The organism is Sphingomonas sp. S-NIH.Pt15_0812 (assembly GCF_003951315.1).
Classification (GTDB): Bacteria; Pseudomonadota; Alphaproteobacteria; order Sphingomonadales; family Sphingomonadaceae; genus Sphingomonas.
The window spans coordinates 1-1,086 of record NZ_QLJH01000097.1; the positions used below are offsets into that span (position 1 = coordinate 1).

Below are 1,086 nucleotides of genomic sequence, written 5' to 3' on the forward strand. Positions count from 1 at the left end.
GGCGGCGGAACATCGGCTGGCACGCAGCAGGCGGCTGGCGCTGGCGGGCGCATCCATTGTCGCGATCCTCCTCCTGTTGGCCTGCGCTTTGCTGATTCGCGGCATCCGGCGACCGCTGGCCGCGATGATGCAGGCGATGACCGATCTCGGGCAGGGGCGGAAGGCGCGCATCGCCAATGGGATGGGGTCGCGCGAGTTCACGCTGCTGGCGAGGGATTATAACGCCATGGCGGACCGTCTCGAACTGGCGGTTGCCGACCAGGCAACGAGCGAGCAGCGGCTGCAGGTGGCCAATACCGATCTGCACAACCAGGGCGAGGCGCTGCGCGAGCGCAACGACGTGATCGAGTTGCTGGGCGGCATGGCGCACCGCATGCAAGCGGCGCGGACCGATGACGAGCTGGCCCAGATCATCCGCGTCTTCGTGCCTCGTGTGCTGCCCGACCTTGCGGGCGCCCTCTATGCCCACAACAACTCGCGCAACCTCCTGGTCCCCATCGCCCATTGGGGTGGCCTGACGCTCAACCCGGATGGATTTCCGCCGGACGAATGCTGGGCGCTGCGTCGGGGTCGCAGCCATAGCGTGGCGGAGGCCGGTGCCGACATCGTCTGCGGTCATGCCTCCGAGGAAGAGCTCTACCATTGCGAGCCATTGCTTGCCGGCGGGGAGGTGATCGGCGTCCTCTATCTTCGCGGACGCGTGCCGGCGGAAAGCCGCTTCCGGCTGACGGTGTTGACCGAGAACATCGCCTCGGCGCTGGTCAATCACCGGCTGCAGCGATCACTGCGCGAACAGACCATCCGGGATCCCCTGACCGGTCTGTTCAACCGCCGCTACATGGAGGAAGCGCTGGCCCTGGAGATCGCGCGCGCATCGCGGTCCGGCCAGCCCCTCAGCCTCGTCATGTGCGATGTCGACCACTTCAAGCGTTTCAACGACGAATTCGGGCATGATGCCGGCGACGCGGTTCTCCAGGCGGTATCGGCGGAGATGCGCAATCGCTTCCGCGACGGTGACGTGGTCTGCCGCTATGGCGGCGAGGAGTTCACGATCATCGCGCCCGGCACGAACGCGACGGCGCTGCT

The 1,086-nt window shown here is 66.9% G+C and carries 1 protein-coding gene; it reads left to right on the forward strand.

Annotation, left to right across the window (positions count from 1 at the left end; translation table 11 throughout):
• Positions 1-1,086 (forward strand): sensor domain-containing diguanylate cyclase (locus BRX43_RS20055; protein WP_125996796.1); only part of this gene is annotated, 1,086 nt, incomplete at both ends.